The organism is Nocardia sp. NPDC004582, assembly GCF_053602115.1.
Genome location: NZ_JBSGCY010000025.1, coordinates 1 through 22,475, shown reverse-complemented (window position 1 = coordinate 22,475; position 22,475 = coordinate 1). Strand labels below are relative to the sequence as shown.

At 68.6% G+C, this 22,475-nt stretch carries 20 protein-coding genes and 1 riboswitch; of the genes, 10 read left to right on the top strand and 10 right to left on the bottom strand.

What is annotated here, in order from left to right:
- Positions 1 to 160: 160 nt before the first annotated feature.
- The gene (locus ACWELJ_RS10345; RefSeq protein ID WP_452365876.1) at positions 161 to 739 is read left to right on the top strand and encodes a hypothetical protein; all 579 of its coding nucleotides are present in this window, start codon (positions 161 to 163) and stop codon (positions 737 to 739) included.
- A gap of 25 nt (positions 740 to 764) precedes the next feature.
- Here ACWELJ_RS10345 and ACWELJ_RS10340 read toward each other — a convergent pair whose 3' ends face one another.
- Positions 765 to 1,577 carry an amidohydrolase family protein gene (locus ACWELJ_RS10340; protein ID WP_452365875.1) on the bottom strand — a complete coding sequence of 271 codons (813 nt, stop codon included), beginning with the start codon at positions 1,575 to 1,577 and terminating at the stop codon, positions 765 to 767.
- Between the two features lie 271 nt (positions 1,578 to 1,848).
- On the opposite strand from ACWELJ_RS10340, the gene ACWELJ_RS10335 reads away from it, so the two are divergent.
- The 4 genes from ACWELJ_RS10335 to ACWELJ_RS10320 all read left to right on the top strand — a co-directional run bounded on the left by ACWELJ_RS10335 (position 1,849) and on the right by ACWELJ_RS10320 (position 5,143).
- Positions 1,849 to 2,394, top strand: coding sequence for an HNH endonuclease (locus ACWELJ_RS10335; protein WP_452365874.1), 546 nt, complete (start codon positions 1,849 to 1,851; stop codon positions 2,392 to 2,394).
- Between the two features lie 57 nt (positions 2,395 to 2,451).
- Complete coding sequence (locus ACWELJ_RS10330; RefSeq protein WP_213555031.1) at positions 2,452 to 2,718, top strand: WhiB family transcriptional regulator; 267 nt, start codon at positions 2,452 to 2,454, stop codon at positions 2,716 to 2,718.
- A gap of 321 nt (positions 2,719 to 3,039) precedes the next feature.
- Complete coding sequence (locus tag ACWELJ_RS10325) at positions 3,040 to 4,641, top strand: VWA domain-containing protein (RefSeq protein ID WP_452365873.1); 1,602 nt, start codon at positions 3,040 to 3,042, stop codon at positions 4,639 to 4,641.
- Positions 4,642 to 4,732: 91 nt separating this feature from the next.
- Entirely contained in the window at positions 4,733 to 5,143 is a 411-nt protein-coding gene (locus tag ACWELJ_RS10320; RefSeq protein WP_452365872.1) for a DUF7144 family membrane protein, read from the top strand.
- An 87-nt stretch (positions 5,144 to 5,230) separates the two neighbouring features.
- Here ACWELJ_RS10320 and gcvP read toward each other — a convergent pair whose 3' ends face one another.
- From gcvP to ACWELJ_RS10285, 7 genes are all read right to left on the bottom strand, one after another.
- Entirely contained in the window at positions 5,231 to 8,077 is a 2,847-nt protein-coding gene (gene gcvP, locus ACWELJ_RS10315) for an aminomethyl-transferring glycine dehydrogenase (protein ID WP_452365871.1), read from the bottom strand.
- Positions 8,078 to 8,237: 160 nt separating this feature from the next.
- Positions 8,238 to 8,333, bottom strand: a riboswitch (glycine riboswitch).
- A 51-nt stretch (positions 8,334 to 8,384) separates the two neighbouring features.
- A complete protein-coding gene (locus ACWELJ_RS10310) occupies positions 8,385 to 8,951 on the bottom strand; it encodes a MerR family transcriptional regulator (RefSeq protein ID WP_357085017.1) in 567 nt (188 codons plus the stop codon).
- A gap of 205 nt (positions 8,952 to 9,156) precedes the next feature.
- Positions 9,157 to 9,630 carry a bifunctional nuclease family protein gene (locus ACWELJ_RS10305; RefSeq protein WP_040807814.1) on the bottom strand — a complete coding sequence of 158 codons (474 nt, stop codon included), beginning with the start codon at positions 9,628 to 9,630 and terminating at the stop codon, positions 9,157 to 9,159.
- A gap of 67 nt (positions 9,631 to 9,697) precedes the next feature.
- Positions 9,698 to 10,483, bottom strand: a complete 786-nt coding sequence (gene ftsR / locus ACWELJ_RS10300; RefSeq protein WP_452365870.1) for a transcriptional regulator FtsR — start codon at positions 10,481 to 10,483, stop codon at positions 9,698 to 9,700.
- Positions 10,484 to 10,527: 44 nt separating this feature from the next.
- Positions 10,528 to 10,995 carry a glycogen accumulation regulator GarA gene (gene garA, locus ACWELJ_RS10295; RefSeq protein WP_213555026.1) on the bottom strand — a complete coding sequence of 156 codons (468 nt, stop codon included), beginning with the start codon at positions 10,993 to 10,995 and terminating at the stop codon, positions 10,528 to 10,530.
- A gap of 185 nt (positions 10,996 to 11,180) precedes the next feature.
- Positions 11,181 to 11,585 (bottom strand): glycine cleavage system protein GcvH, encoded by a 405-nt coding sequence (gene gcvH / locus ACWELJ_RS10290; protein WP_452365916.1) that lies wholly within the window; start codon positions 11,583 to 11,585, stop codon positions 11,181 to 11,183.
- Between the two features lie 57 nt (positions 11,586 to 11,642).
- The gene (locus ACWELJ_RS10285; protein WP_452365869.1) at positions 11,643 to 12,260 is read right to left on the bottom strand and encodes a CDP-alcohol phosphatidyltransferase family protein; all 618 of its coding nucleotides are present in this window, start codon (positions 12,258 to 12,260) and stop codon (positions 11,643 to 11,645) included.
- A 131-nt stretch (positions 12,261 to 12,391) separates the two neighbouring features.
- Between ACWELJ_RS10285 and ACWELJ_RS10280 the strand changes: the two genes are divergently transcribed.
- Positions 12,392 to 14,077, top strand: a complete 1,686-nt coding sequence (locus ACWELJ_RS10280) for a GMC oxidoreductase (RefSeq protein ID WP_452365868.1) — start codon at positions 12,392 to 12,394, stop codon at positions 14,075 to 14,077.
- 83 nt (positions 14,078 to 14,160) lie between these two features.
- A complete protein-coding gene (locus tag ACWELJ_RS10275) occupies positions 14,161 to 15,054 on the top strand; it encodes a nuclease-related domain-containing protein (RefSeq protein WP_452365867.1) in 894 nt (297 codons plus the stop codon).
- On the opposite strand, the gene ACWELJ_RS10270 is transcribed toward ACWELJ_RS10275, so the two are convergent.
- Positions 15,023 to 15,697 carry a phosphatase PAP2 family protein gene (locus ACWELJ_RS10270; protein WP_452365866.1) on the bottom strand — a complete coding sequence of 225 codons (675 nt, stop codon included), beginning with the start codon at positions 15,695 to 15,697 and terminating at the stop codon, positions 15,023 to 15,025. The genes ACWELJ_RS10275 and ACWELJ_RS10270 overlap by 32 nt on opposite strands.
- A gap of 23 nt (positions 15,698 to 15,720) precedes the next feature.
- Positions 15,721 to 17,628 (bottom strand): acyl-CoA dehydrogenase family protein, encoded by a 1,908-nt coding sequence (locus ACWELJ_RS10265; protein ID WP_452365865.1) that lies wholly within the window; start codon positions 17,626 to 17,628, stop codon positions 15,721 to 15,723.
- A 137-nt stretch (positions 17,629 to 17,765) separates the two neighbouring features.
- Between ACWELJ_RS10265 and ACWELJ_RS10260 the strand changes: the two genes are divergently transcribed.
- From ACWELJ_RS10260 to ACWELJ_RS10250, 3 genes are all read left to right on the top strand, one after another.
- Entirely contained in the window at positions 17,766 to 19,157 is a 1,392-nt protein-coding gene (locus ACWELJ_RS10260; protein WP_452365915.1) for a threonine/serine ThrE exporter family protein, read from the top strand.
- 115 nt (positions 19,158 to 19,272) lie between these two features.
- Entirely contained in the window at positions 19,273 to 21,549 is a 2,277-nt protein-coding gene (locus tag ACWELJ_RS10255; RefSeq protein WP_452365864.1) for an MMPL family transporter, read from the top strand.
- A 67-nt stretch (positions 21,550 to 21,616) separates the two neighbouring features.
- Positions 21,617 to 22,475, top strand: an 859-nt coding sequence (locus tag ACWELJ_RS10250) for a serine/threonine-protein kinase (RefSeq protein WP_452365863.1), incomplete at its 3' end; no start/stop codon positions are given.

The following is a 22,475-nucleotide window of genomic DNA, read 5'->3' as shown; positions in this document are numbered from 1 at the left end:
CCGACATCCATATTAGTTGCTATTGGTTTGCTGTCTTTGTTTCCGGCGCTACTCGCTGTCTCGGCGCTGTCCCTCGGCGCGGCCCGGCGCCGCACCCGCACCACCCCGATGCCGGCCGACGTGCAGGGTTGATCCCGCCGCGAAGAGAACGAGCTGCCTTATGACCGTAGTAATTGTTCCCTCCGTTCCGCGCCCGATCGCACCGCTGCCCTGCCGGCAGATCACGCTCAGCTTCCAAGCCGAGCAGACCCGATTGCGCGACACCGCCCAGCGGCTCGCCCAGCTGTGCCACCGCCGCTGGCTCGGCCGCTCCGACTTCGACATGTTCCCGCCCTTGCACCGCTGGGGCGCGGTCCCCAGTCTGCCGTTGCCGCAGGGACTCCCGACGCCGCACAGCCTGATCAGCGCGGCGGCGCGGGGCGCGCATCTGGCGGCGGCCACCCCCGTCGAATTCCTGGCCGCCGCGATCATGCTGTCCACCGGCTGCCCGGCCGCCGCGACCACCGATCCCCTCGCTCCCACGCCCGGACCGAGTCTGACCGCGCAACCGCTGAGCCTGTCGATCCTGGCCATGGACGAGGACGACGCCGCGCTGGCCGTCGACCTCGCCGCCACGGCCATCACCGTCTCCGGCGGGCGGATCTCGCAGCGGCGCGACGACCGGATTCCGCTCGACGACTCGGTGCTCGACCTCACCGGAACCCACGGCTCGGCGGCCGGACCGGCGCCCGCCGCCTGATCCCGCACGATCCCCGCGCGCCGCGTCAGAGCCCGAAGACGCGGCGCGCGTTGCCGTCCAGGTACAGCTCGCGGGTCTCGTCGTCCAGGTCGAGCGCGGCCAAACCGTCGAGGGCGTGCTGGGGCAGGATCATCGGATAGTTGGTGCCGAACAGCACCTTGCGCCGCCCGCTCGCCGACTTCAGATACGAGACGAGTTCGGGCGGCAGCCTTTTCGTGGTGTAGGCGGAGGTGTCGATCACCACGTTCTCGTGTTTGCGGGCCACCGCGATCATCTCCTCGGTCCACGGACAACCGACGTGACCGCACACGATGGTCAGCTCCGGGAAGTCCAGGGCGACGCGGTCGATATAGGGAATCGGGCGGCCCGGCTCCGAGGGCCGCAGCGGACCGGTGTGCCCGACCTGCGTGCAGAACGGGATCCCGAGGTCCACGCAGGCGGCGTAGAGCGGATAGAAGCGGGCGTCGGTCGGCGGCACCTCCCACAGCCACGGCAGCACCCGGACCGCCGCGAACCCCTCGTCGCGCACCCGGCGCCGCAGTTCCCGCACCGATTCCATGGGTCGCCGCAGGTCCACCGAGGCCACGGCGGTCAGGCGGTCCGGGGCCTCGGCCACCCACGCGGCGACCTCGTCATTGGAGATGAGCGTGCCCTCGGGCGCGCACCACGCCGAGATGAGCGCCCGGTCGATGCCGCCCGCGTCCATCGCCGCCAGCGTCGCCTTCAGCGGAATCTCACCGGTGGGAATCGCTCCCCCGGTCCAGCGCCGCAGCGAATCGAAGATGTCGCGCGCGAGAAAACGCTCCGTCGGATGCTGAGCCCAAGCGTCGATCGTCACGTTTCCAGTGTGGGGAACAAACGGCCGTCGCGGATCGTTCTCCATGCACCAGGGGTGGAAAATAATCAGCCGACAACGCAGCGCCGTTGTGCCACCATGTGTTTCATCGATGATCACCCGACCGACACGGTCGTGACCAGCAGGAAGGAGGAGACGGCTTTGCATCCGAGGATCGACGAACAGTACCGGGGCTTCGGCCGTCTCCGGGCCCATTCGTAACCGGCCGCCTCCCGCTTCCTGTTCGATCCCTTCACGAAACATGGTGACCCCCATGCTGTTCCGTCATGCCGAAGACCCGGAGATAACCACCGACAACTGGATACACGCCGGAGTGCTGCTGCTCAACGCCTCCTACGAGGCGCTGACCACGATCCGCGCCGAGCGCGCGGTGGTGCTGCTGCTCAGCGGGGCCGCCGAGACCGTCGCCGCACGCCAGCCGCACTTCCCGATCCGCTCGCGGCACATGGAGGTGGCGTTGCCGGAGACCATCCGGCTCACCCGCTACATCTACCTCGAGCACCGAATCCTCTCCCACGACGACGACAGCCGCGCCACCCTGTCCGGCGTCCTGCGCCGCGACCGGTACCGCTGCGGGTACTGCTCCGGCTGGGCCCGCACGGTGGACCACATCCGCCCGCGGTCGAGGGGCGGGCCCAATACCTGGGCCAACCTCATCGCCGCGTGCGGTCCCTGCAATACGTACAAGGCGGACCGGACTCCCGCGGAGGCCGGGATGCGCCTGCTGTGGGAGCCCAAGGCCCCCCACGACAGAGAACGGGCCCAACGCCAGATCTGGAAGGAACTGGCCGCGTCCTGACTCGACGAACGACAGACACCCATCACGCGTGATCGGACAGGAAAGGAGCGAGATCCGATGACGAACACCGCACTTCGGGAGCAGACCCTGGCTGATCTGCTCCCCATCTCCGACTCGAAGGACTACTGGGCGCGCGCGGCCTGCAAGGGCGACCCGAACCACGAGGCGTGGTTCCCGTACCCGTCGCAGGACTTCGACTACGCCCGCGGCATCTGCGCGGGCTGCCCGATCCGGCGCGAATGCGGCGACTTCGCGGCCCGCACCGGCCAGTCCGGCGTCTGGGGCGGGCACGAGTACGACCGCGGCAAGATGATCCGCGACTGATCCGGCTCTCGGGGTCGCTCAGGGGCTTCGGCCCCGAACCCCCGAGAGCTGTTCGGGGCGCCGCCCGGACCCCGGTGGGGCACCGGCCCGGCCCGACCCACCGAATCGCACGGGGCGGCCATCACATCGGATGGCCGCCCCGTCCGTTCAGGTCGGCCGCCCGATCCTCGTCGCACGCTTCCGGACCGGCCGGAGTGGGCGTTACCAGCTGGAACAGGTGGTGGCCTGGGCGTCAACATAGGATGGTCGCTCGTGGGTACTCATCGCGCCGCGGGCGGGTCACGAGGTGTCAGCAAAGGACCGGTTATCGCAGTCGTCGCGGTGATTGTGTTGGCGCTGGCGGTCGTCGGCTGGGCATGGTTGTCGGATCGGTCGAAGCAGAAGGACAGCCGGGCCGCGTCGTCGTGTGTGGAAGGGACCGCCACGCTGGCGGTGACCGTCGATCCCGACATCCTGACGCCGGTCAAGGCCGCCGCCGACCGGTTCAACGCCACCGCGCCGCACGTTCGCGATCACTGCGCGCAGGTGGCGGTGACCGCGCAGCCCTCGGCCGCGATGGTGGCGGCGTTCGTCGCGAACAAGTGGGATCCGGCCCTGGGTCAGCAGCCCGCGCTCTGGATTCCGCAGTCCTCGCGGTCGGTCGAGCAGATGCGGGTGCCCGGTTTGATCGCGGGCACGCCGGCCCCGGTCGCGGTGAGCCCGGTGGTGCTGGCCGTGCCCGACGAGCTGCGCCGCGCCCTCGATACCGCCAAGGTGCACTGGGCCGATCTGGCCAAGCTGCAGACCGGTTCGCTGGCCGACGCCGGGCTGCCCGCGTGGGGCAAGCTGCGGCTGGCCATGCCCGGCGGCGACGCCACCCTCGCGGTGGCCGCCGCGGTCGGTTCGGGGGTCTCGGGCACCGATCCGCTCGACGAGAAGGCGGTCGCCACCGGACAGGTGGTCTCGGCGATCTCCGGCCTGGCCGCGAGCGCACCCGCCGTGAAGGATCCCGCGAGCGCGCTGGCCGATCTCGCCGGCGCGGCCGATGCCGCCGGGCCGGTACACGCGGTGCCCGCCACCGAACAGCAGATTCGCGCCCACGCGGGACTGACCGCGTTCCGGCCCGACGGCGCGGGCCCGGTCGCCGACTTCCCGGCCGCGCAGCTCACCGGCCCCTGGGTCGATCAGACCCAGAACTTGATCGCGGGCCTGTTCGCCGACTTCCTGCGCGCCCCCGACCAGTCGAAACTGTTCACCGACAACGGTTTCGGCGCGGCCACCCCCGCCACCGCGCCGGCGCCGTCGAAGCCGGTGCTGGACAAGGTGAATCAGATCCTCGCCCACCCCGTGCTCGGAGTGCAGGCGACCGTCCTGCTCGACGTCTCCTCGTCCATGAGCACCGCCGAGGGCTTCGGCACCCGGCTCGGCAATGCCGTGGCCGCGCTGTCGTCCACGATGACCGTGATGCCGCCGGAGTTCGGGCTGGGCGTGTGGGAGTACTCCAAGAACCTCGACGGCGCGAACGCGCACAAGGTGCTGACCCCGACCGCGCCGCTGACCGACGCCCAGCGCAATGCCCTGGCCCAGGCCCTGACCACGGTGACCGCGAGCCAGTCCAAGCCGGACCGCACCTACCCCGCCCTGGAGGCGGCCTACAAGAGCGTGCTCGCCAACTACGCCACCGCCCGCACCAATTCGATCCTGCTCATCACCGACGGCCCCGAGGACGACTCCGCCGTCACCGGTGACCAGCTGCTCGCCGATATCGCCGCCGCGACCGATCCGGCGCATCCGGTGCGCATCGACGTGATCGTGGTCGGCGGCGCGGGCACCCAGACCCTGCAAACCCTCGCTCAGCGCACCGGCGGCACCTACACGAAGGTCGGCACCACCGCCGATCTGCCGTTCGGCACCGCGGTCTCGCAGGCGCTGACCACGCCCTGACCGCCGCGGGCGGATTCGGGCCGGGCAACAGCACGGCAACACATGGCCGTAATGCCCGAATCCGCCAGCTAACTCGTGGCATATTCGGCGAATGGCACACAGTACGGGAACCGAACCCACATTGAAGCAGGGCCTGGCCGCCGGTACGACCATCGGAGCGGGCATTCTGCTGCTCGTGATCGGCGTGCTCTCGGTCCTGCAGGGCATTTCCGCGGTGGCGTCGGACGACCTGCTGGTCGTCGGCTACGACTACATCTACAAAATGAACACGACCGGCTGGGGCTGGATCCACATCGGCGTCGGCGTCATCCAGATCATCGTGGCGATCGGCCTGCTGCGCGGCTCCACCTGGGGCCGCGTCGCCGCCCTCATCCTGGCGGCCCTGTCCATCGTGGAGAACTTCCTCTGGATCCCCTACTACCCGGCCTGGTCGATTCTCATCATCGCCCTCGACGTCGTGGTGATCTGGGCGATCTCCACCTACAAGCCGGTCAACGCCTGACCCTGTTTCACCCCGCGTCGCCACGACGAGCGCCCCATCGGTTCCGGGAACCGCTGGGGCGCTTGCCTGTTCAGCTACAGCGGATCATCACTCCGCGTCGGCGTAGGCCTCCAGGGGCGGGCAGGAGCAGACCAGGTTGCGGTCGCCGTAGGCGCCGTCGATGCGGCGCACGGACGGCCACACCTTGGCGCGGGTGTGCTTCACGCCCATCGGGTAGACCGCGGTCTCGCGGCTGTACGGGTGATCCCACTCACCGACCAGGCATTCCGCGGTGTGCGGCGCGCCGCGCAGCGGGTTGTCCTCGACGGGCCAGACGCCGGCCTCGACCTGGTCGATCTCGCCCTTGATGGCGATCATGGCCGCGATGAAGGCGTCGAGTTCCTCGAGGTTCTCGCTCTCGGTGGGCTCCACCATGAGGGTGCCCGCGACGGGGAAGCTCATGGTCGGGGCGTGGAAGCCGTAGTCGGCCAGGCGCTTGGCGACGTCGTCGACGGTGACGCCGGTGCGCTTGGTGATCTCGCGCAGGTCCAGGATGCACTCGTGGGCGACCATGCCGTTGTCGCCGGTGTAGAGCACCGGGAAGTGCGGATCCAGCTTGCGCGCAATGTAATTGGCCGACGCGATGGCGGTGAGGGTGGCGCGGCGCAGGCCCTCGGCGCCCATCATGCGGATGTAGGCCCAGGTGATCGGGAGGATCGACGCCGAACCGTACATGGCCGCCGACACCGCGTGCGAGCCCTTGACCAGCGGGTCGCCGGGCAGGTACTGCGCCAGGTGCTCGCGCACCGCGACCGGGCCGACGCCGGGACCGCCGCCGCCGTGCGGGATGCAGAAGGTCTTGTGCAGGTTCAGGTGGCTGACGTCGCCGCCGAACTTGCCGGGGCGGGCCACCCCGACCAGGGCGTTGAGGTTCGCGCCGTCCACGTACACCTGGCCGCCGGCCTCGTGCACCAGCGCGCACAGCTCGGCCACCTCGTGCTCGTACACGCCGTGCGTGGACGGGTAGGTGATCATGATGCAGGCCAGCCGCTCGGCGTGGTCGGCGATCTTGGCGCGCAGGTCGTCGAGGTCGATGTCGCCGTTGGGGCTGGTCTTGACGACCTCCACCCGCATGCCGACCATGGCGGCGGAGGCGGCGTTGGTGCCGTGCGCGCTGGCGGGGATCAGGCACGTATCCCGGTGCGAGTCACCGCGATCGAGATGGTAGCGGCGGATCGCGAGCAGGCCCGCGTATTCGCCCTGGCTACCGGCGTTGGGCTGCAACGAGACCCGGTCGTAGCCGGTGACCGCGCACAGCCAGCCCTCGAGGTCCTCGATCAGCTTGATCAGGCCGGGCGCGTCCTCGACCGGCGCGTACGGGTGCACGCGGTTGAAGCCGGGCCAGGTGATGGCCTCCATCTCGGCGGCCGCGTTGAGCTTCATGGTGCAGGAGCCGAGCGGAATCATGCTGCGGTCCAACGCGATGTCCTTGTCCGAGAGCGCGCGCAGGTAGCGCAGCATGGCGGTCTCGGTGCGGTACTTGGTGAACGCGGGCGCGGTCAGGTACTCGGAGGTGCGGACCTCGATGTGCGGGCGCTGCTTGCCGTGGAAGAGCGCGCCCTCGGGGCCGACCGGGACCTCCGCGCCGAAGCAGTCGAGCACGGCGACCACATGGGTGTCGGTGGTGACCTCGTCGCAGGCGATGGCGACATGGTCGGCGTCGACCAGCCGCAGGTTGATGCCCTCGCCCTTCGCCTTGGCCACGATGGCTTCGGCGCCGCCGGGCACGTGCACCAGGACGGTGTCGAAGAAGCTCTGGTGCACGACCGCGTCGCCGAGACCGGCGGCCAGCCACTGCGCGTGCCCGTGTACCCGGCGCGCGAGCGAACGCAGTCCGTCCGCGCCGTGATAGGAGGCGTACATGGCGGCCAGGATGGCCAGCAGCACCTGCGCGGTACAGATGTTGGAGGTCGCCTTCTCACGGCGGATGTGCTGCTCACGGGTCTGCAGCGCCAGCCGGTAGGCCAGGTTGCCGTCGGCGTCGACGGACACCCCGACCAGACGGCCCGGCAGCTGCCGCGCGTGCGCGGTGTGCACGGCCAGGTAGCCCGCGTGCGGCCCGCCGAAGCCCAGCGGCACGCCGAAGCGCTGCGTGGTGCCGAAGCAGGCGTCCGCGCCCTGCTCGCCGGGCGGGGTGATCAGGGTCAGCGCGAGCAGATCCGCGCCCACCGCGACCAGAGCGCCGCGTTCGTGAGCGGCCTCGATGACCGGAGCCCAGTCCACGATCCGGCCGGACGCGCCCGGCACCTGCACGATCACGCCGAAGAACTCGCCCGCGGGCAGCCCGTCCGCGGCCAGGTCGGCTTCCACGATCTCGATGCCCAGCGGCTCGGCGCGGGTGTAGAGCAGGGTGCGGGTCTGCGGAAACAGGTCGGTGTCGATGAGCAGCCGCTCCGACTTCGACTTGCGGTTGGCCCGCTGCAGCAGGGTCATGGCCTCGGCCGCGGCGGTGGCCTCGTCGAGCATGGAGGCGTTGGCGACCTCCATACCGGTCAGGTCGCCGACCATGGTCTGGAAGTTGAGCAGCGCCTCGAGGCGGCCCTGGCTGATCTCGGGCTGGTAGGGGGTGTAGGCGGTGTACCAGGCCGGGTTCTCGATGAGGTTGCGCAGCAGCACCGGCGGGGTGAGGGTGTCGTAGTACCCGAGCCCGATCATGGAGGTGGCCACGGTGTTCGAATTGGCCAGTGCCGCAAGCTCGGCCAGCGCGTCGTGTTCGGAGACGGCGTCGGGCAGCGCGTTCAGTCCATTGCCTTCGGGGGCGTCCAGGATGCTCGCGGGCACAGCTTTGGTGGCGAGTTCGTCCAGCGACTCGACGCCCACGGTCTCGAGGATACGGCCGGTTTCGCCGCTGTCGGGGCCGATGTGGCGGTCGGCGAAGGATCGAGTCCAGATCACGGCTGCTCCAAAGGGTGGGCGGGGGTCGGCCTTTCGGCCGACGTATCGTCTGCCCTCCCCCTCTGTCCTCGATGCCTGAGAGATTCGGACCCCGGCCTGGCGACCGGTGACCTTTCACCATGGGCGGACGGCACGCGGCCATCACTTTCCAGAGGCGTCGAAACTCCGCACGGTCCCTTGTGCCTGAGAGATTGACGGGGAGGTGCTGCTCCTTCGGCGTCCGAGACTATCCCCGGAACTCTCCCGCACGGCTGCGACGCACTGTCAGTCTAAGCGGCCGCAGGTTACAAGAATGTTGCCGGCCAGGCTAACCGGTCTTGCTCATCCGCGCCTTGCGGCGGAACGAGAGCTCGTCCTCGGGGCGATCCATGGCGGAGGCGGTCTCGGCGCGCTCGGCCGGGAAGTTGGCGATGGCCCCGGTGAGCTCGCGCATGGCGCCGCTCACGGCGATGCCGAACACGCCCTGGCCGCCCTGCAGTAAATCGACCACCTCTTCGGCGGAGGAACATTCGTAGACCGTGGTCCCGTCGCTGAACAGGGTGATTCCGGCGAGATCCTCGACGCCGCGGCTGCGCAGGTGGTCCACCGCGATGCGGATGTTCTGTAGGGAGATGCCGGCGTCGAGCAGCCGCTTGACGATCTTGAGGACCAGGATGTCCTTGAACGAGTACAGCCGCTGGCTGCCGGATCCGGTGGCGCTGCGGATGGAGGGGACGACCAGCCCGGTGCGGGCCCAGTAGTCGAGCTGCCGGTAGGTGATTCCGGCCACCTGGCACGCGCTGGGCACGCGGTAACCGACGAGTTCGTCGGGCACCGTGTCATCGGGGAACAGCCCTGGCTGCACCACATCCCGAGGTTGCGGTTGATCTCCCACTGACTTACTCCCTTACTGCGCGCCTATCAGGGCTGGGCTCTTGATCGACTCTGGAGCGTTGGACTGACAATCGAGGCTACTCCCCTGATTGTGGCCGCAAAATCGGCACCGTAAAAGCATGGCCGAGTGCGTGTTTCTCACCCTAAAGCTGAGGTAGAGACTAGGAAATGTCTCATTTCGGATGCTTTGCCCGGTCAGCAGTTGGTCAGCTGTCCGTGGCCTTGAAATCATCCGGAGATACCGATTCGAGAAACTCCTTGAACTTCTCGACTTCGTCCTCGCGCTCGTCGGGCATGACCAGTCCGGCCTCCTCGAGCACCGGCTCCTCGGCATAGATCGGGCAGCCCACCCGCAACGCGATGGCGACCGAGTCCGAGGGCCGCGCGGAGATGCGCAGATCGTTCTCGAAGACCAGGTCGGCGTAGAAGGTGCCCTCCTGCAGATCCACGATCCGCACCTCTTTGAGGGTGTGGCCCAGCTCCTTGATCAGGATCTTGATCAGGTCGTGGGTGAGCGGGCGGATGGGCGTGACGCCCTCCTGCTCCAGCACGATCGCGGTCGCCTCGGCCTGCCCGATCCAGATCGGTAGGTACCGGTCCCCGGACACTTCGCGCAGCAGCAGCACGGGCTGATTCTGTGGCTGTTCGACACGGATGCCGATCACACGCATTTCGCTCATCGCACTGCCTCCCAGATCCTCACCAGGGCGCCCAACCCGGCTGTATCACCGAGTCTAGGCGAAGAATTCAGCCGCCGAGAGAAGCGCGCACCGAGGTCTTCACCAGGCAGGTGTGCAGTGTCAGCGACAGTGCGGCCAATTCCCGGACCGTCTCCTCGGCGCGAGCGCGAGCATCGGCGTCGCGGCTCTTGGCGATCGGCGCGGCGATCTGGGCCACCATGGCGGCCTCCCGATCCGCGGCCAGTTTGAAGGCGCGCAGATGCCTTGCCTCCAAACCGAATTCGCTCAGCGCCTTGGCGGTGCGAGCGAGGGTGACGGCATCGCCGTCGAAGTACCCGGCGGCGCCGGGGGTGATCAGATTGGCACGGATCAGTTCGGTGAGGAACTTCTCGTCGATGCCGGCCTGATCGAGCAGGTCCGCCCGGGTGATCCGGATTTCGTGATCGAACCGGAGCTCCTCGGGCGACACCTCACCGGGCACGGCGTTCAACCGGCGCAGCCGACCGCCCCCGTTGGCGGACAAGGCATCCGATGATTCCGGGATGCCTCGGGATTCGGGCACCATGCCTCCCACGGCGTTCGCCCGGGCCCGCGCTTCCCGGACTCCGAGCGTCGCCGCCCCACTGTCGATCGCTTCGAGCTGTTCCTTGATCACCTTCAACGGCAGGTACTGATCCCGCTGCGCGGTCAGCACGAAGCGCAGACGCTCGACATCCGCCACATGGAAGCGGCGGTATCCCGAGGGCGTGCGCTCCGGGCTGATCAGGCCCTCCGATTCCAGGAATCGGATCTTGGAGATGGTGATGTCCGGAAAATCCGGACGCAGGAGATCCAGCACGGAGCCGATCGACATGCCTCCGCGCGTCCACTGCGCTGCGCCAGTCATTCCGCTCGGTCCTATAGCGCCGAGTCGCTCGTCGCCGGTCGCGGACCCGTCAGGAAGACCAGACGGAACTTGCCGATCTGGACCTCGTCGCCGTTCTGCAGCTCCGAGGAGTCCACCGGCTCACGGTTGACGTAGGTGCCGTTGAGGCTGCCCACGTCGACGACCTGGAAGGTGTCGTCGTCCTGGCGGAATTCCGCGTGCCGACGGCTGACCGTGACATCGTCCAGGAAGATGTCGCTGTCGGGATGGCGTCCCGCCGAGGTGGTCGGCTGGTCGAGCAGGAAGCGCGAACCGGCATTCGGACCACGCTTGACCACCAGCAGGGCCGCGCCCGCGGGCAGACCCTCCACCCCCTGCACCGGCTGCTCGCCGGTCTGCTCGGTGCGCGACGTGTCGACCTCGTTCAGGAAGTCGGCACGGAACACCGAAGTGGTCTCTGCTGCCGTTTCCTGGTAACCCGGGTCCTTGTTCTCGCTCACCCTTGCTCTCCTCCTCGAACCGAATAATCCATGCAAGCAATTGATGCCCTCAGCGATGCGGCGCTCCGGCCGCTCCCCGCCTCGGGTAGGTCCGGAAAATCCGGGCACCGGCTGCGCGCACTTCTGTTGGCATTGACCGTACCCTGCCAGGGCGTACCCGTGCAGGTAGAACTGTGAAGGCTGCTTCAGCCTCCGATAACTCCTTGATAACCTGCGGCGTCCAGGAGCTTGCCCAGGGCCGCTTCGAGGGCCTCGGCGGATTCGACCTCGAGCTCGAACAGCCAGCCCTCGGTGTAGGGCGCGGAGTTGACGGTCTCGGGCTCGGCGTCCAGAACATCGTTCACCGCAACGACTTTCCCGGCCAGCGGGGCGTAGATGTCGGACACGCTCTTGGTGGATTCGATCTCGGCGATGCTCTCACCGGCCGGCGCGTCGGAGTCGACCGCGGGCAGCTGCACGAACACGACGTCACCCAACTGCGACTGCGCGTAATCGGTGATGCCCACCCGTACCCGGGTCGGACCCACCTTGCTCACCCACTCGTGCTCTTCGGAGTAGCGCAAATCCTCGGGTACTGCGGTCACTGGCAGTGTCCTTTCAACGGGCGGTTCCTCTCGGGATCGTCGTCGATCCGTCCGTCGCACACCCTATCGGGAGTGATCATGGTGTGGCACGGGCGGTATCGCTCGGGCCACGGCGAGGGCCTTGCCGAGGTACAGGATTCCGGTCCAGACGTAGACCGCCGTGCCCCAGATCAAGAATGCCCCACCGAAGGCGCGGCCGAAACCCGCGGCGGCCCAGTCCATCTGCCCGGCCAGCAGCCAGGGCAGCGCCGACATGAGCGCGAAGGTGGCGGCCTTGCCCAGGTAGATGACCTCGGGCGGGGGTAGTTCGCGGCGTTTGTAGATGCCCAGGGTGAGGGTCAGGATGCCGTCGCGGGCGACCAGGATCAGCACCACCCACCAGGGCAGGATGCCGCGAATCAGGAAGCCGCCCAGCGTCGCCAGCAGGTAGAGCCGGTCGACCAGCGGATCCAGGATCGCACCCAACCTGGACGATTGATCCAACAGCCGTGCCAGCTTGCCGTCGAGGAAGTCGGTGAAACCGCTGGCGACCAGCAGCGCGAAGGCCCAGCCGTCGGCCTTCTCGACCAGCAGCAGCCACAGGAACACCGGCACGCCGATGAGCCGCACCAAGCTGAGCACGTTGGGCACGGTCAGGATGCGGTCGCTGTACACCGGTTCGGCGTTCCGCTCGGTTGTCACAGTCCCCGTCCTACCCCAATCGGCGCGCCATGACCATCCGGGCACGCCGCCGCGCCGGGAGCGGACCTACTCCGTGAGAGAGTTGTGTGCAATCCTTCTCACATCTGGTTGGGACCGCGAGAGGAAAGACCATGCCCGACTTCGACTATGACGTCGTCGTTATCGGCTCCGGGTTCGGCGGCAGCGTGAGCGCGCTGCGCCTGAGCGAGAAGGGCTACCGGGTGGCCGTGCTGGAATCCGGCCGCCGCTGGAACGCCGAGGACATCCCCAAGACGAACTGGAATGTGCGCAAAGCGATCTGGGCCCCGCGCCTGGGCCTGACCGGCACCCAGCGGATCAGCGTGCTGGGCAAGTGCGCGGTGTTCTCCGCCGCGGGCGTGGGCGGCGGTTCGCTGATCTACGGCAATACCCTCTACGAGCCGCTCCCGGCGTTCTACACCGACCGCCAGTGGGCCCACATCACCGACTGGCGCGCCGAGCTCGCGCCCTACTACGACCAGGCCCAGCGCATGCTCGGGGTGACCGAGAACCCGCGCATGACCCCCGCGGACGACGTGATCCGTTCGGTGGCAGCCGATCTGGGCGTCGCCGATACCTTCCACCCCACCCGGGTCGGCGTGTTCTTCAACGAGGCCGCTCCCGGCGAGGAGGTCGAGGACCCCTACTTCGGCGGCGCCGGCCCGCGGCGCAAGGGCTGCATCCACTGCGCGCGCTGCTTCACCGGCTGCCCGCACAATGCCAAGAACACCACCCCCAAGAACTACCTGTACCTGGCCGAGCAGGCCGGCGCGCACGTGTTCGAGCTCACCACGGCCACCAAGGTGCGGCCCATGACCGGCGGCGGTTACGCCATCGAGACCCAGCGTTCGGACCGCTGGGTCCGCAAGGGCCGCAAGGTGTTCACCGCCGAGCAGGTGGTGTTCGCGGCGGCCGCGCTGGGCACCCAGAAGCTGCTGCACAAGATGCGCGACGAGGGCGTGCTGCCCAATCTGTCGCCGCGGCTGGGCGAGCTGACCCGCTCCAATTCCGAGGCCATCCTCAATGTGGTGAGCAAGTCGCGCGACGATTTCGCCGAGGGCATCGCCATCACCTCCTCCATCCACCCCGAGCCCGACACCCACGTCGAGGTCTGCCACTACGGCAAGGGGCAGAACGGCCTGTTCCCGCTGTCGGTGCCGCTGGTCGACGGCGGCGCGTTCCGGTTCCTGCGCTTCCTGCTGGCCATGGTGCTGCATCCGGTGGTGTTCGCGCGCAGCCTCAACGCGCGGCGGGCCTCGGAGCGCTCGGTCATCCTGCTGGTGATGCAGTCGCTGGACAATTCGCTGACCTCGTTCCGGCGCTGGGGACAGCTGAAGACGAAACAGGGCACGGGCAAGCCGAATCCGACCTGGATCCCGCTGGCCCACGAGGTCGGCCGCCGCTTCGGCGAGCACGTCGACGGCGATGTGCAGATGCTGGCGATGGACGTGTTCAACATTCCCGCCACCGCGCACTACATCGGCGGCTGTGTCATCGGCGAGGGCCCGGAAAGCGGTGTGGTGGACCCGTATCAGCGCGTGTACGGCCATCCGGGGCTGCACGTGGCCGACGGTTCGGCGGTGACGGCGAACCTGGGCGTGAACCCGTCGCTGACCATCACCGCGCAGGCCGAGCGCGCAATGGCGTTCTGGCCCAACCGAAACGAGCCCGATCCGCGGCCGGCGCTGGGCGCCCCGTACCGCCGGATCAGCCCGGTCGCGCCCACGGCGGCGGTGGTGCCGGACTTCGCTCCGGGCGCGTTGCGGCTGCCGATTTTCCCGGCGGAGCACCGGAACTGAGCGCGGCGGCGCGCCCGGCGGTAGTTTGGGGTGTTGTGCCCGTACCATTCGCGGTACCGATCCGACGAGGAAGGTGAGAGCCGATGCTCGTCCGAGTGCAGAACGCCGCCGGCACCCACGCCGAGAGGGTGCTCATCGACTGGCTGCGAACCTGGAAGGGCAGCACCGACCCCCAGGGCGTCGCGACGGTCAATTGCAGTCTGTTCCACGGCGATAAGCTGCATCCCTTCGACGCGGTGGTGTGGACGCCGACCAGCTGTGTGGTGATCGAGGCCGAGGCGCTGTCCGAGAAACTCGACGGTGAGCTGCAGGTGCCGGTCAACGGCCCGTGGCGGGTCGGGGACCGGATCGTCACCTTCGAGGGCGGCGACAAGCGCAGTCCCCTGGACAAGTCCCGCGATCACACCTTCGCGTTGCAGACCTGGCTGGCCGAGCGCGGGCTCGGGCAGCGGGTCATCCACGGCATCGTGCTGGTGGTGCCGCCGCCGGACTCGAATCTGAAGGTCACCCAGCTGTGGAACGATCCGGGCTTCCAGGTGCTGCTGGGCGACGAGCGGCGGCTGCGCGACCACTTCACCGGCCTGCTGTCGCGGGGGCGGCCGCAGTGGTCGGCCAATGACGTGGCCTGGGCGTTCCGCGGTCTGGGGATCCTGCCGTATCTGCCCGCGCCGCAGGATCTGCTGAACGAGGGCTTCCTGGGTCCGGTCGATCCGACCCTGTGGCACGGCGGCCCGCAGCAGGCCCAGGCCGAGGCGTACGCCTTGGAGCAGGCCCGGTTGGAGCAGGAACACGCCTCGGCGGGCCGGGGTTTCGTGATGCCCTCGCCGTGGTTCAGCCCGTGGAAGCTCTATCCGCGCCGCAGCGACCGGATCGAGGTGGGGCGCGGGTTCATGCGGGTGATGCTCACCCTGGGCTTCGTCATCGCGGCGCTGTGGGTGGTCTGGTTCATTCTCGCGGGAGCGGCGTCGCTGTACTAGCCGCCCGCCCCGCGGGGGTTGCCGCGAGGTAGCGGCACGGCAGGTAGAGGGCGGTCACGAGCGCCACCGCGGCCGCCGTGCCGCCGATCACGTCGGTCGGATGGTGGTATCCGAGCCCGACCATGCCGATCGTGACGGCGGGCAGCACCACCACCATGACGATCACCGTGCCCCGGCGCACCCGCGCGGATTCGGTCACGAGCGCGAACGCCGTCACCACCGCGACCAGTTGCACGGTGTGCCCGCTCGGGTAGGCCAGATAGTGCTCGAGCTTGCGTTCCCAGAACGGTTTGAGCGCATAGGTATTGACCGCCACCACCAGTTCCGGGGCGATCAGCGCGAACCCCGCCTGCCACCACAGCCGCCGGGAGGCCAGCACCGCCGCGGACACGACCAGCAGGGTCAGCACGACCGGACTGTTACTGGGGAACACCAGCACTCGGTACACCCAGGTATGGGCGTCGAGCGCGGAGTGGATGCCGTTCTCCAGGGTCAGGTCCGCGCTCGTCGAGCCGCCGCCGGACGGAAAGGTCAGCGGCACGAGCAGGGTGACGATCACCCCCGCCAGGATCACGGCGGGCAGGGTGGCCGGGTGGGGCCGGGCCGCCGGGCGCGCGGGGACGGGGGTGGTCGGTCTGCTCACGTCTGCACGATAGCGTCCGCGGTTCAGCCCAGCATCGCCGCGCGCAGCAGGCCCTCCGGCACGCCCAGGCCCTCGATCAGGGTGAGCGCCTGCGGCCGGAGCCGATCCACGAGTTCGTTCACCCCGCGCCGCACCGACTTGGCCCGCTCCACCGACATGAACCGGTGCATGATGTACCAGGCCTGCTGCTGCTCGATGGACGAATAGACGAACAGATCGCACACCGTGTCGGCCAGCGCCCGGGCCTGCGGGTCCTCGATTCCGGCGATGCCGTCGATGAAGGCTTCCAGCACCAGCCGCTCGATGTGGGCGGAGCCCGCGGCGAGGATGTGGTCCTGCGCGTTGTTGAACGCCTCGAACGGACCGGTCTCCTTGGCACGCGCCTGCAACCGATGCGCGGCGGTGCGGACCAGATAGTCCTCGCGGTCGGCGAACAGCTGCAGCTGCACCGAGCGCCGCGACAGATCGCCCTCGTCGACGGTGTCGTCGCCGCGGTCGCGCAGGCGCTGAATCATCTGGCGCACACCGGATCGCTCGCGCACCACGTCGCGGGCCATGGTGGCGGCGAACTTCACCCAGCCGAGCGCGTCGAGATCGCGGACCTCGTCGGCGTAGGCGGTCAGCAGGTCCTTGGCCACCAGCTGGGTCAGCACCACATTGTCACCTTCGAAGGTGGTGAACACATCGGTGTCGGCCTTGAGGGTGACCAGCCGGTTCTCGGTGAGATAGCCTGCGCCGCCGCAGGCTTCGCGGCATTCCTGGATGGCGGCGGTGGCGAAGCGGGTCTGCGCCACCTTGAGTCCGGCGGCCCGGTTCTCCAGCGCGCGCCGGGCGCGCGGATCGGTCTCCTGCCCGGTCTGCACCAGATGCATGCGGTGCACGAGGTCGTTCTGCGCGAAAGCCAGTGCGTAGGAACGGGCTACCAGCGGCAGCAGCCGGCGCTGATGGCTGCGGTAGTCCATCAGCACCGTCTCCTCACCGGTGTCCGGATCGGCGAACTGCCGGCGCTGCTCGCCGTAGCGGACCGCGATGCTCAGCGCGACCCGGGCCGCGGCGGCCGCCGCACCGCCGACGCTGACCCGCCCGCGCACCAGGGTGCCCAGGGTGGTGAAGAAGCGCCGGCTCGGATTCTCGATCTCGGAGCTGTAGGTGCCGTCCTCGGCCACGTCGGCGTACCGGTTGAGCAGGTTCTCACGCGGAATCCGGACCTGGTCGAACATGATTCGGCCATTGTCGACGCCGGGCAGGCCGCCCTTGTAGCCGCAATCGCCGGTGGTCACCCCGGGCAGGTCGCCGCCCGTCTCGTCGCGGATGGGGACCAGGAAGCAGTGCACGCCCTGGCTCTGCCCGCCGGTGATCAGCTGCGCGAAAACCGCTGCCATGCGGGCGTGTTCGGCCGCGCCGCCGATGTAGTCCTTGCGGGCCGAGGGAGTCGGGCTGTGCACCACGAACTCCCGGGTGGCCGGATCGTAGGTGGCGGTGGTCTCCAGGTTGGCGACATCGCTGCCGTGGCCGGTCTCGGTCATGGCGAAGCAGCCGAGCAGCCGCAGCGGGATCAACTCGTCGAGGTACTCGCGATGCCGCTCGGTGCCGAGGTTCTCGACCGCGCCGCCGAAAAGTCCCCACTGCACACCGCTTTTCACCCACAGCGACAGATCGGTGTAGGCGAGCATCTCGAGCGCGGTGACGACCGCGCCCGCGTCACCGGGGGCGCCGTCGGGGTGGCGGAAGCCGGATTCGACCCAGCCGAAGGAGGAGACCAGCCGCATCTGGTCCAGGACGCGGGCCCGCGCGGCTTTCAGATCGAGGCTCGGATCGCCGAACAGCCGGTCGTCGTCGAGGACCGCGCGGGCCCGTTGGCGAACCTCCCGCCAGGGGCCGTCGAGTGCCGTGCGTAGCTCTTCGGAGATCGAAACGCCGCTCGTCGCCATACCCAAAACACTACTGCCACGGCCGCGCTCATCCTGGTGATCTCGATCGCCCGTGTACGTTTCTTACTGTGAGCAATGAGGTGGCCGTCGAGTCGCCGGGTCTGCCCGCGGGGCTGCGCACCCGGTGGTGGCGGCGCCTGCTCACCACCGTCTCCGACCGCGTCGTCGCTGATCAACGCGCCACCGTGGACACCGTCGTGGAGGCGCCCGCACCGGTGCGGCCGATCGATCTCACCGACGACGCGACCGTGACCGAGGTGCTCGATCTGGCCGAGCGGGTCGGCGAGGTCGTGCTGGCGTCGGGCACGGCGGTGATGGACACCACCACCCAGATCGAGTTCATCGCCTCCACTTACGGACTGTCCCATTGTGATATCGACGTCACCTACAACTCGATCCGTATCTCGGCCGACCGCGGCACCCGGCTGCCGCCCGCCACCACCATGCGGGTCGTGCACTATCGGGCGCTGGACTTCACCCGGCTCGCCGCGGTGGACCGGCTGACCCGGCGCATCCGCAGCGAACTGGTGCCGCCGCAGGACGCGCTCTCGGCCCTCGACGAGATCACCTCCGCGCCGCATCCGTACCCGCGCTGGTCGGCGACGCTGGGCTGGGCGCTGATGGCGGCGGCGGTGGCCCTGCTGCTCAATGGCGGCTGGCTGATCGGGCTGTTGAGTTTCGTGACCACCATGCTCATCGACCGCACCAACCGGCTGCTGAACCGGCGCGGGCTGCCGTTCTTCTTCCAGCACATGATGGGCGGCGTGATCGCCGCGGCGCCCGCGGTGCTGGTGTCGACCTTCGCCGCCGGGCTGCATCTGGATCCGGCGTTGATCATCGCGGCCGGAATCGCGGTGCTGCTGGCCGGTTTACAGCTGGTCGGCGCGGTGGAGGACGCGATCACCGGAGCGCCGGTGACGGCGTCGGCGCGCATGCTGGAAGTGATCATGATGACGGTCGGGATCATCGGCGGGATCGCGCTCACGCTGCGGGTGGCCGAGGTGTTCGAGGCGACGGTGCCGACGGTCGAGATGACCTCGACCCGGGACCTGACCAATCTGCCGCTCAAGCTGTTCGCGGGCGCGGTGACCGCCGGCGCGTTCGCGCTGGCCTGTTATGCTGAGCGGCGGGCGCTGGCGGCGGCCGCGTTCAGTGGCGGCGCGGCGACCATTGTCTATCTGCTGGTCCAGCATTTGGGGTTCGGGCCGGTCGTCTCCTCGGGCGTGGCCGCCACCGTGGTGGGCCTGGCCGGCGGTCTGCTGGCCCGGCGCGCGCTGACGCCCCCGCTGGTGGTGGCGGTCGCGGGCATCACTCCCCTGCTGCCGGGCCTGAAGGTCTATCGCGGGCTGTACGCGTTGCTCAATGACGAACTGCTGATCGGGCTGAACCAATTGTTCAGCGCGTTCGCGGTCGGGCTGGCACTCGCCGCGGGCGTCACCCTGGGCGAATGGATGGCCCGTGACCTGCGCCGTCCGCGCATCATCCGGCGCATGGGCGCGCTGCGCCGACCCCGGCTCACGACCAGCTGATTCACGACCTCGATAAATACCATTCATCTATGATGAAATCACGTTTCTTGTAATTCTAATTGTATTGCCAGACGAGGCTTTTAATTAATTCTGATCGTGCCTGTTACCGTGCAGTATGACCACGAGCCGCCGCCCGCGCGAACGAGATGTCTTCGCGCTATGGGGACAACTCGTCGCCCGCCATCGTTTCCTCGCATTGGGCGCGGTCGCGGCCGCCCTGCTGGCCCTCGGCGGGTACTCGCTGGGTTTCGAAGGTCGCCTCAGCGCGGGCGGTCTGGACGATCCGAATTCGGAGTCGGTGCGGGCCGCGGAGCTGGCGGCGGGCGCGTTCGGGCCGAATCACGCCGCGGACATGGTCATCATCTATCACTTTCCGGACGGGACGACCGTCGACGACCCCGCCGTGAATCAACCGGTGGTGGACAGTCTCAACACCCTCACCCAGCGATTTCCCGACGCGGTGGCCGCGGTCAACGCCACCTACTGGCCCGGGGTGAGCACCACCCTGGGCTCGCAGTCGGGCCTGGCCACCAAGGACAAGACGCGCGCGGTCGCCTCCATCGCCCTCAAGGGGGAGACCGGTGACGAGCTGTCGGCGCACTACGTGCAGGTGAAGAACGCGTTCGCGGTGCCGGACATCGATGTGAAGGTCGGTGGGCTGCAACCCATCGGGACGGCCCTGACCGACACCATCTCCGCCGACACCCATCGCATGGAATTGCTGGCGATCCCGGCGGTGGCGATCCTGTTGTTCTTCATCTTCGGCGGCGTGGTCGCGGCGGCGCTGCCGCTCATGATGGGTGTGCTCACCATTCTGGGCGCGAACGGCATCGTGCGCGGAATCACCAATGTCGCCGAGGTGAATTCGTTCGTCGCCCCGGTCGTTTCGATGATCGGGCTGGGCCTGGCCATCGACTACGCGTTGTTCATCGTGAGCCGGTTCCGCGAGGAGATGGCGGCCGGATACGACACCCCGGCCGCGGTGCGGCGGTCGGTGACGACCGCGGGCCGCACGGTGGTGTTCTCGGCGACCATGATCGTCGCGAGCCTGGCCGGGATGCTGCTGTTCCCGCAGGGCTTCCTGAAGTCGATCGCCTACGGCGCGATCGCCACGGTCAGCCTGGCCGCGTTCACCGCGGTCACGATTCTGCCCGCGATGCTGGCGATCCTGGGCCCGCGGGTGAACGCCCTGGGCATCGACCGGTTCCGGCGCGGCGACGCGGCCCGCGATGTGGAGCAGAGCTTCTGGGGCCGCTGCACCGGCTGGGTGATGCGGCATCCGCGCAAGATCACCGCGCTGCTGATCCTCGGCCTGCTGGTGCTGATCCTGCCGGTGCGCAATATCGCCTTCGGCGGTTTCAGCGAGAAGTATCTGCCGCCGGACAATCCGGTGCGGGTGGCCCAGCACGAGATCGACACCTATTTCCCGCTGCGCAAATCCGACCCGATCGAACTGATCATCGTCACCGGTGACAGCACCGAGGTGGGTCCGCTGGTGGAGCGCGCGAGCTTCGCGCCCGGCCTGCTGCCCTCGGGTTTCGAGATCCCGACCCGGTCGCAGACCGATCCGACCATCTACAAGACCCAGGCGTATCTGGTCGATTCCAGCAAGTACGACAAGACGATCGACTTCCTGCGCGATCTGGAGACCGCCGATGGCACCACCCTCATGGTGACCGGCGTCCCCACGGTCCAGCACGACACCATCGCCGCCCTGCTCGACCGTCTCCCCCTGATGATCGCCCTGGTCCTGGCGGCGACCACGATCCTGATGTTCCTGACCTTCGGCTCCTTGGTGCTGCCGTTGAAGGCCGCGTTGATGAGCGTGCTGGGCCTGGGCTCCACCCTCGGCATCCTCACCTGGATCTTCACCGAGGGCCACGGCGCGACACTGCTCAACTTCACGCCCCAGCCGATTCAGGCGAACATCCTGTTCCTGATCATCGCCATCATCTACGGCCTGTCCACCGACTACGAGGTCTTCCTCTTGTCGCGCATGGTCGAGGCCCGCGCGCGGGGCGCGAGCACCGAGGAGGCCATCCGCTCCGGCACCGCCCACACCGGTCGCATCATCACCGCGGCGGCGCTGATCCTGTTGGTCGTCACCGGCGCGTTCGCCTTCTCCGACCTGGTCCTCATGCAGTACATCGCCTACGGCATGATCGCGGCCCTCGTCATCGACGCCACCGTCCTGCGCATGATGCTGGTCCCGGCGGTCATGAAGCTGCTGGGCGACCGCTGCTGGTGGGCCCCGGCCTGGATGAAACGCATCCAGCAGCGCATCGGCCTGAGCGAACCCATCCTCGACGACGAGCTACCCACTCGCACACCCGAGACCTCCGAACCGGCCGAAATGGTGAGTGCCACAGCCGGTTCGCGGGTCGGCGTCTGAATCGCGACCGGCCGGGCGCCCTCGATCGATCCAGTAGTGTCGTCCGAACCGGAGGATGTGGGAGGACGTGACAGTGGGGCGCGAGCTCGTGGCCGGCGCGGTTTTCGCCGGGTATCGAATCGAACGGTTGCTCGGTGCGGGCGGGATGGGTGAGGTCTATCTCGCCCAGGATCGGAGCCTGCCGCGGCCGGTCGCGCTGAAGCTGCTGGGGCAGGCCGTCTCCCATGACCCGGCGATGCGGGCGCGGTTCCGGCGGGAGGCCGATCTGGCCGCTCGGCTCACGCATCCGAATATCGTGACCACCCACGATCGGGGCGAGAACGACGACCGGCTCTGGATCGCCATGGAATACGTGGCCGGCACCGATGTCGAGCGGGTACTGCGGGCGGGGCCGATGCCGCCTCCGGAGGCCGTCTCGATCGTGACGGCGGTGGCGAAAGCGCTCGATCACGCGCACCGGTCCGGTGTGCTGCATCGCGATGTGAAGCCCGCCAATATTCTGCTGGCGCCCGGGCAGCCGGGGCGAATCGTGCTCACCGACTTCGGGATCGCGAAGGCACTCGACGAGACCGGTGGACTGACCCGCACCGGCGAGGTGTACGCGAGCCTGCGCTATTCCGCGCCCGAGCAGCTCGATCCGGCTGCCCGCGTCGACCAGCGCGCGGACGTCTACGCGCTGGGCTGCACCCTGTTCCATCTGCTGACCGGTCGCGTACCGTTCCCCGCGACCAACTCCGCACAGCTGATGTACGCGCACATGCATCTGGCCGCGCCCGCCCCGAGTCAGGTGAATCCACTGTTGCCCAAGGGATTCGACGCGGTCCTCGCCACCGCGCTCGCGAAGGTTCCGGAGCGGCGGTTCGCCACCTGCGGCGCACTGGCCGCCGCCGCGGCGCGCGCACTCGACTCGGCCGGTTCGATCCCGG